Origin of the sequence: Streptomyces sp. NPDC007164 (genome assembly GCF_040634135.1) — a bacterium.
In the GTDB taxonomy this organism is placed as follows: Bacteria; Actinomycetota; Actinomycetes; order Streptomycetales; family Streptomycetaceae; genus Streptomyces; species Streptomyces sanglieri.
In genome coordinates this window covers 102,466-109,896 of sequence record NZ_JBEYFB010000031.1, presented here as the reverse complement: position 1 = coordinate 109,896, position 7,431 = coordinate 102,466, and the positions used below count along the sequence as shown (strand labels likewise).

Below are 7,431 nucleotides of genomic sequence, written 5' to 3'. Positions count from 1 at the left end.
CGGGGCCGACACCGGCGCGGTGCTGCGGATGTCTCTCGGCCCGCTCGACGAACGGGAATGCGTCGAAGAACTGGCCCGCGACCTGCCGCAGCAGCAGTTGCGCGAGCTGCTGGTGGACGAGGTCTTCGCCGTTGACGAGGACGAGGACGAGGGCAAGGAAATGATGCACCGGCGTCTGCTGTTCGCCCGGCTCCGCGAGGGCCTGCCGGTCTTCCGCACGGACGCGCAAGCCGAGGCCCACTGAGCGCATGCACCCGTCGGCCTGGCGGCCCGCCCCAGCCAACCGCGCCTCGCACTTCCCCCACCGAATCCGCCTGACCAGGCACTTCACCCCACGGAGCAACCACAGATGGCCGATGACGAATCCCAGAGCGGCCCGTCAGTACCCCCCGCCCTCACAACGGTGCACTCACCGGCGGGGTACCGCCTCATCAGCGCCCAAGAGGCGGAGGAGCGGTTCCGGGTCTCCGCCGACATCGGCTACCCGTACGCCGAGTTCGCCGACGAGGAGTTCATCGCCACCCACCCGGGCGCCCAGCCGCTCCAGATGGTCCCGACCGAGTACTACAACGTCTCCGCCTCGCCGTACAAGAAGGCGCTCTCCGAGCAGCTCGACCCCAATGTCCTGGTCGAGTGGACGGGCGTCGGCGTCGTCGCGCCGACCATGACCGTCGCACAGGCCGAGGCCGCCCGCACGGTCTTCAACCACCCGATCCTGACCTGGGACAACTACCCGGTCAACGACTACGCGACGAACCGGCTGCTGCTCGGCCCCTTCAGCGGCCGCGAGAAGGGGCTGCCCGGCAGGCTGGCCGGGATCACGGCGAACCCGATGATCCAGCCGTATGCCTCGAAGCTCGCGCTGTACACCGTCGCGGACTACTCGTGGAACGACGCCGCGTACGACCCCCGCACCTCGTGGGGCGAGGGCCTGAAGGAGTACGCGGGCGGCGACCCGCGCACCCGGAAGGCGCTGCGGGCCTTCGCCGACGTGAACTACAGCTCGGCGCTCAACAAGGACCAGGCCCCCGAACTGGCGGCGGAGTTCGCCCACTACTGGAAGTCCGGCGACGCCGCCCGGCTCGCCTCCGCGCTCGGCGAGCTCGGCGCGGCCCCCGGACGGCTGCGCGACGGCCTGCCCGACCGGGGCTTCATCGCCGACTCCGGCCCCTGGCTGGACGCCACCGGGTCCTGGGCCACCGCGGCCCGCACCGCCCTGCGCATGGTCGAGGCGGCCCGCGCCGGAAAGGGCGCGCAGGCCTGGGAGCTGCGGCAGCAGCTGCCCGCGCAGGTCACCGAGGCGAAGTCCTTCACCTACACCGGGCTCGACGGGCGCAAGGTGCCGGTCCTCGTCGGCGACGGCGTCCTGGACCGGTTCATCGACGCGGCGAACGCCGAGCACGACCGGATCCTCGGCGTGAGCGGCCGGCCCACGGCCTCGACGAACCTGGGCACGTACCAGAGCAACTCCGTCGCCCGGATGCTGGACGGCGACGACTCCACCTACTTCTGGAGCGACGGGGCGCCCGCCGCGGGTGACGCGATCACCGTGGACCTCGGCCGGGTCCGGGACATCGGCTCCGTCGCCCTCGCCATGGGCAAGCCCGGCAGCACCGAGGACTACCTCCACGCAGGGGTGCTCGAGTACTCGTCCGACGGGCAGAGCTGGCAGCAGCTCACCGCCTTCTCCGGAAAGCCGGACGTCACCGCGACCGCCCCCGCCGGAACCGAGGCGCGCTACGTACGCGCCCGGGCCACCGCCGGCCAGGACAGCTGGCTCGTCGTCCGGGAGTTCAGCGTCCCGACCGAGGACGGCGCGGTGACCGGTGGACCGCCGGCCGAGGCCGGATCCGCGCTGCGTGCGGCATCCGACGGGGACCCGGGCACCGTCTACCGGGCGGCCCGTGCACCGGAGGCCGGGGAGACACTGGAGCTGGGGCTCGTCACGGCACGCGCCGTGCCTGCCGTCACCCTCCTCCAGCCGGCCGGGTCCGCGGCCCGCGCCGACATCCAGCTGCGCGGCACCGACGGAACCTGGCGGACCGTCGGCACGCTCGACGGCCCCTACACCCGAGTGGACACGGCGGGCCGCACGGCCGACGCGGTGCGGCTCGCCTGGCGCGCCGGGTCGCAGGCGCCACGGATCGCCGACATCGTGGTGGCCGGCCAGGGCTGACACCCGCGCCCGCCCCGCGCCAGGTCTGCCCCGCGCCCGCCCCGCGCCAGGTCCGGCCCGAGACTCCTCGGTCCGGACCGGGCGCACCCATGTCCGGTTCCGGCACGAACCGGCACCGGCAGGTTGTTCCCAGAGGGGCAAGCGACCGCTTAGTATGCGCCGGAGTAGTGGTAATGCCGACAGTGTTGTGGAGGCCCCTCATGCAGGCATGGCGAGTGCACCGGAACGGCGAGCCGAGCGAGGTGATGCGGCTGGAGGAGACGGACCGGCCCACGCCCGGCGACGGGCAGGTGCTCATCGAGGTGCTCGCGGCGAACATCAACTTCCCCGACGCGCTGCTCTGCCGCGGCCAGTACCAGGTGCGGCCGCCGCTGCCGTTCACCCCCGGCGTGGAGATCTGCGGCCGGACGGCGGACGGGCGGCGGGTGCTCGCGACGCCCGCCCTGCCGAACGGCGGTTTCGCCGAGTACGTCGTCGCGGACGAGGCGGCACTGCTGCCCGCCCCGGACGCCCTGGACGACGCCGAGGCGGCTGCCCTGCACATCGGTTACCAGACGGGATGGTTCGGCCTGCACCGCAGGGCGCACCTCCGCGCGGGCGAGACCCTCCTGGTCCACGCGGCGGCCGGCGGGGTCGGCAGCGCCGCCGTACAGCTCGGCAAGGCCGCCGGAGCCACCGTCATCGGTGTGGTCGGCGGTCCCGAGAAGGCGAAGACCGCCACCGGGCTCGGCTGCGACCTGGTCATCGACCGCCGCAGCGAGGACATCGTCGCCGCGGTCAAGGAAGCCACCGGCGGACGCGGCGCCGACGTGGTGTACGACCCGGTCGGCGGCGACGCCTACGCCAAGTCCGTGAAGTGCATCGCCTTCGAGGGCCGGGTGATCGTCGTCGGCTTCGCGAGCGGTGTCGTCCCCACCCCGGCGCTGAACCACGCACTCGTCAAGAACTACTCGATCACCGGACTCCACTGGGGCCTGTACAACACCAAGGACCCGGCCGCCGTCCGGGCCTGCCACGAAGAACTCACCCGGCTCGCCGCACAGGGCGTCATCAAGCCGCTGATCAGCGAACGCGTCGGGCTGGCCGGGGCCGCTTCCGCCGTCCAGCGGGTCGCCGACGGCACCAGCACCGGCCGGATCGTCGTCCTCCCGTCAGGAGCCGCCCGATGACCACGCCCGACGCGGCCGGACTCCGCCGCCGCACCCAGGACCTGCTCGCCGCGCACCCCCCGGCCACCACCGGCCGCACCGAGTTTCTCAGGGCCCGGTTCGACGCCGGACTGGCCTGGGTGCACTACCCGGCCGGCCTCGGCGGCCTCGACGCGCCGCGCTCCCTGCAGCCGGTCGTCGACGCCGAACTCACCGCGGCGGGCGCCCCCGACAACGACCCGCGCCGGATCGGGATCGGCCTCGGCATGGCCGCCCCCACCGTCCTCGGCTACGGCACCGACGAGCAGAAGCGGCGCTTCCTGCGGCCGCTCTGGGTCGGCGAGGAGATCTGGTGCCAGCTCTTCAGCGAACCGGGCGCCGGCTCCGACCTCGCGGCCCTCGGCACCCGCGCCGTCCGCGACGGCGAGGACTGGGTGGTCGACGGGCAGAAGGTCTGGACCTCCAGCGCCCATCTGGCCCGCTGGGCGATCCTCATCGCCCGCACCGACCCGGACCTGCCCAAGCACCGCGGCATCAGCTACTTCATCTGCGACATGACCGACCCCGGCGTCGAGGTCCGGCCACTGCGCCAGATCACCGGCGAGGCGGAGTTCAACGAGGTCTTCCTGACCGGCGTACGCATCCCCGACAGCAGGCGCCTCGGCCCGGTCGGCGAGGGCTGGAAGGTCGCACAGACCACGCTGATGAACGAACGGGTCTCCATCGGCGGGGCACGCATCCCGCGCGAGGGCGGCATGATCGGCCCGGTCGCCCGCACCTGGCGCGAACGCCCCGAACTGCGCAGCCACGACCTCCACCAGCGGCTGCTCACCCTCTGGGTCGAGGCCGAGGTGGCCCGGCTCACCGGCACCCGGCTGCGCCAGCAGCTCGTCGCCGGACAGCCCGGCCCCGAGGGCTCCGGAATGAAGCTCGCCTTCGCCCGGCTCAACCAGGAGATCAGCGGCCTGGAAGTCGAACTGCTCGGTGAGGAAGGGCTGTTGTACAGCGACTGGACCATGCGCCGGCCGGAGCTCGTCGACTTCACCGGCCGGGACGCCGGGTACCGCTACCTCCGCTCCAAGGGCAACTCCATCGAGGGCGGCACCAGCGAGGTGCTGCTCAACATCGTCGCCGAGCGCGTCCTCGGCCTGCCCGCCGAGCCGCGCAACGACAAGGACGTCCCCTGGAAGGACCTGGCCCGATGACCGCACCGAACGAAGAGACCCACGCCCCCGATCTGCTGTACTCGGAGGCCGAGGACGATCTGCGGGCAGCGGTCCGCTCGCTGCTCGCCGACCGGAGCGACGCGCCGGGGGTGCTCGCCCGCGTCGAGTCCGGCACGCCGTACGACCCGCAGCTGTGGAAGGCCCTCGCGGCCGACATCGGTGCCGCTGGGCTGCTGGTGCCGGAAAGGCTCGGTGGGCAGGGCGCGAGCCATCGCGAGGCCGCGGTGGTGCTGGAGGAGCTGGGCCGCAGCGTCACTCCCGCGCCCTATCTGACCAGCGCGGTCGTCGCCACGGAGACCCTGCTCGCACTGACGGCACAGGAGGGGCCGGCCGCCGGACTCCTCGGTGAACTCGCCGCCGGCCGCCGGGTCGCGGTGCTCGCCGTGCCGTTCGCCGCCGCGCGGCCCGGCGCCGCACAGCCGGTGGGCGTGGTGGCCGACACGCTGGAGGGCACCGTGACCGGCGTCGCCGACGCGGCCGCCGCCGATGTGCTGCTGGTGCCCACGACCGACGGCCTGTACGCGGTCGAGGCGGGCGCCGGGGGTGTCGCCGTCGAGCCGCTCGTACCGCTCGATCTGACCCGGCCGCTCGCCGCCGTCACCCTTCGCCGGACGGCCGGAACCAGGCTGGCCGACGGCGCGTCCGCGGTCGCCGCCGTGCGCCGGGGCCTGCTGGCGGGCGCCGGACTGCTCGCCTCGGAACAGCTCGGACTCGCCGAGTGGTGCCTGACCGAGACGGTCCGCCACACCCGGGAACGGCACCAGTTCAACCGGCCGGTCGGCTCGTTCCAGGCGCTCAAGCACCGCATGGCGCAGCTCTGGCTGGAGGTCGTGTCGGCCCGCGCCGCCGCGCGCAACGCCGCGGACGCCCTCGCGACCGGCAGCCCCGACACGCCGTTGGCGGTGGCCGTCGCGCAGGCGTACTGCTCCGGGGTCGCCGTGCACGCCGCCGAGGAGTGCGTCCAGCTGCACGGCGGCATCGGAATGACCTGGGAGCACCCGGCACATCTGTACCTGAAGCGGGCCAAGGCCGATTCGATCGCGTACGGCACGGCAGGACAGCACCGCGGGACCATCGCCGGTCTCGTGGAGCTGCCCGCACCGTAGGTCTGGCAACAACCCGCGGAATCGCGGAACTTGGAGCGGAGGTGCGTGAAGGCGCGCCTCCGCTTCGCTGTCGCCCCGTCCGGCGGGGTACCGGGCACCCCTTTGCCTGCTGTTTAATTGCGAATGTTTCGCAATTACTTTCGATCTTCAACAAGGGGTGCAGAGTATGACGGCCCGATCGATACGGGGAGCGGCCGCCGCGACGCTGGCGACCGTGCTGTTGTCGACCGCGACGGCCTGTTCGCAACCAGGAGGCCCGGACGGCGGCTCCGGATCGGGCGCGGCGGACTCCGCGGTGGTCGGCATCGCCTATGAGCCCGACAGCCTCAGCCCGCTGCTCGGCTACGGCAAGGACGGCAACTCCAAGATCTTCGACGGGCTGCTCACCCTCGACGACGGCATGAAACTGCGGCCGGCGCTCGCCACCGCCCTGCCCGAGGTGAGCGACGACGGACTGACGTACACGTACCGGCTCCGCAAGGGCGTGAAGTTCAGCGACGGCGAGCCGTTCGGCGCGAAGGACGTGGTCTTCACCTACCGGACCATCCTCGACAAGAAGACCAACAACGCCTCCCGCACCGAACTCGACGCGGTGAAGAGCGTCGAGGCGGCCGGCGACGACACCGTCGTCTTCACGCTCAAGTACCCCTACGCGCCCTTCGCCCAGCGCACCGTCCTGCCCATCGCCCCCGCACACATCGCGGGCAGGCAGGACGTCAATACCGGCGAATTCACCACCCGTCCCATAGGCACCGGACCCTATCTGCTCACCAAGTGGTCCAAGGGCGAGAAGATCGCCTTCAAGGCAAACCCCGGCTACTGGGGCGGCGAGCCGAAGGTGAAGAAGTTCACCATGGCGATCATCAAGGACGACGATGTGCGCGCCACCCGGCTGCGCTCCGGCGAACTCGACGGCGCGATCCTGCCGCCCAACCTGGCCAAGGGCTTCGCCCGCGGCAGCGGCACCCGGACGTACGCCGCCACGACGTACGACTACCGCAATGTGACCCTGCCGACCCACAACAAGGTCACGGGCGACATCGCCGTCCGCCGCGCGCTCGACGTCGCCGTCGACCGCAAGGCCATGGTCGACTCCCTGCTCAACGGCGAGGGCAGGCCCGCCTACGGCCCCGTCCCCACCGACAGCGAATGGTTCACCAAGGGCACCGAACGCCCCCACGACCTCGCCGCCGCGAAGAAGATCCTCGACGACGCCGGATGGAAGCCGGGCAAGGACGGCATCCGTACCAGGGACGGCGTACGCGCCGCCTTCCCGCTCTGGTACCTCACCGGCGACAAGCTGCGCCAGGACCACGCGCTCGCCTACGCCTCCGACGCCAAGAAGGCCGGCATCGACATCACCACCGAGGCCGGGACCTGGGAGGTCATCGAGCCGCGGATGAAGCAGGACGCGGTCCTCGCGGGCGGCGGAACACCCGCCGACCCCGACTTCGACCAGTACACCCTGCTCACGTCCTCACTCGCGGGCGACGGCTTCAACAACATGGCGTGGTACGACAACAAGGCCGTGGACCGGGCCCTGGAATCGGGCCGCCGAAGCGGTGACAGCGCCGAACGCAAGGCCGCCTACGACACCGTCCAGCGCGAACTGGTGAAGAACCCCGGCTACACCTTCCTCACCCACATCGACCACATCTACGTCGTGAAGGACCGCTTCGGCCCGCTCACCACCCAGGTCGAACCGCACGACCACGGACTGGCGTCCGGACCGTGGTGGAACGTCGAGGACTGGACGCCGAAGAAGTGAACCACCG

At 72.0% G+C, this 7,431-nt stretch carries 6 protein-coding genes; all 6 read left to right on the top strand.

Annotated features, from left to right (window positions below; translation table 11 throughout):
* The coding region (locus ABZ622_RS30070) for a hypothetical protein (protein ID WP_360548469.1) at nucleotides 1-244 on the top strand (244 nt) is incomplete at its 5' end.
* Nucleotides 245-349: 105 nt separating this feature from the next.
* On the top strand, nucleotides 350-2,176 hold the full coding sequence (locus ABZ622_RS30065) for a beta-N-acetylglucosaminidase domain-containing protein (RefSeq protein ID WP_360548467.1): 1,827 nt from the start codon (nucleotides 350-352) through the stop codon (nucleotides 2,174-2,176).
* A 200-nt stretch (nucleotides 2,177-2,376) separates the two neighbouring features.
* Entirely contained in the window at nucleotides 2,377-3,345 is a 969-nt protein-coding gene (locus ABZ622_RS30060) for an NADPH:quinone oxidoreductase family protein (RefSeq protein ID WP_360548465.1), read from the top strand.
* Nucleotides 3,342-4,529 carry an acyl-CoA dehydrogenase family protein gene (locus ABZ622_RS30055; RefSeq protein WP_360548463.1) on the top strand — a complete coding sequence of 396 codons (1,188 nt, stop codon included), beginning with the start codon at nucleotides 3,342-3,344 and terminating at the stop codon, nucleotides 4,527-4,529. The genes ABZ622_RS30060 and ABZ622_RS30055 overlap by 4 nt, the downstream gene beginning before the upstream one ends.
* Nucleotides 4,526-5,656: an acyl-CoA dehydrogenase family protein gene (locus tag ABZ622_RS30050; protein ID WP_360548461.1), complete on the top strand. Its 1,131-nt coding sequence runs from the start codon at nucleotides 4,526-4,528 to the stop codon at nucleotides 5,654-5,656. The genes ABZ622_RS30055 and ABZ622_RS30050 overlap by 4 nt, the downstream gene beginning before the upstream one ends.
* A 166-nt stretch (nucleotides 5,657-5,822) precedes the next feature.
* Nucleotides 5,823-7,424 (top strand): ABC transporter substrate-binding protein, encoded by a 1,602-nt coding sequence (locus ABZ622_RS30045; RefSeq protein WP_360548459.1) that lies wholly within the window; start codon nucleotides 5,823-5,825, stop codon nucleotides 7,422-7,424.
* Nucleotides 7,425-7,431: the final 7 nt, after the last annotated feature.